1 protein-coding gene is annotated in these 1073 nt (G+C 41.1%); it reads left to right on the forward strand.

Features of this window, described 5'->3' with window-relative positions; translation table 11 throughout:
- On the forward strand, positions 1-1073 hold a 1073-nt coding region (gene tuf / locus GKG00_RS08845), incomplete at both ends, for an elongation factor Tu (RefSeq protein ID WP_154255086.1).

Here is a 1073-nt window from a genome sequence, read left to right on the forward strand (position 1 = left end):
AACATTGGTACAATAGGTCACGTTGACCACGGTAAAACAACATTAACTGCAGCCGTAACACTTGTATTAAACAAGAGAATGGGCTCAGGAGAATTCGTAGACTACGCTAACATCGACAAAGCACCAGAAGAAAGAGAAAGAGGAATCACAATCAACACTTCTCACGTAGAATACGAAACAGAAAAAAGACACTACGCACACGTAGACTGTCCAGGTCACGCTGACTACGTTAAAAACATGATCACAGGAGCAGCACAAATGGACGGAGCAATCCTAGTAGTAAGTGCAGCAGACGGTCCAATGCCACAAACAAGAGAACACATCTTGTTAGCAAGACAAGTAGGCGTACCAAAAATCGCAGTATTCTTAAACAAAGAAGACCAAGTAGACGACCCAGAACTAATCGAATTAGTTGAAATGGAAGTACGTGAATTATTAAACGAATACGAATACGATGGAGACAACACACCAATCGTAGTAGGATCAGCATTAAAAGCATTAGAAGATCCAGACGGAGAATGGGGAGACAAAATCATGAAATTGATGGAAGAAGTAGACGAATGGATCCCGGCTCCAGTAAGAGACGTTGACCACCCATTCCTAATGCCAGTAGAAGACATCTTCACAATCACAGGACGTGGAACAGTAGCTACAGGTAGAGTAGAAAGAGGAAAAGTAAAAGTAGGAGACAACGTAGAAATCGTAGGACTTACAACAGAAAAAAGAACAGTAGTAGTAACAGGTGTAGAAATGTTCAGAAAACAACTTGACGAAGCAGAAGCAGGAGATAACATCGGAGCATTACTAAGAGGTGTACAAAGAGAAGACATCGAAAGAGGACAAGTATTAGCAGCACCTGGAACAATTCACCCACACACAAAATTTGAAGCAGAAGTATACGTATTAACAAAAGAAGAAGGTGGAAGACACACTCCATTCTTCTCAGGATACAGACCACAATTCTACTTCAGAACAACAGACGTAACAGGAAACATCGCATTAGAAGAAGGCGTAGAAATGGTAATGCCAGGAGATAACGCAAAATTCATAATCGAATTAATCACTCCAATCGC

The organism is Finegoldia sp. BIOML-A1, assembly GCF_009678325.1.
In the GTDB taxonomy this organism is placed as follows: Bacteria; Bacillota; Clostridia; order Tissierellales; family Peptoniphilaceae; genus Finegoldia; species Finegoldia magna.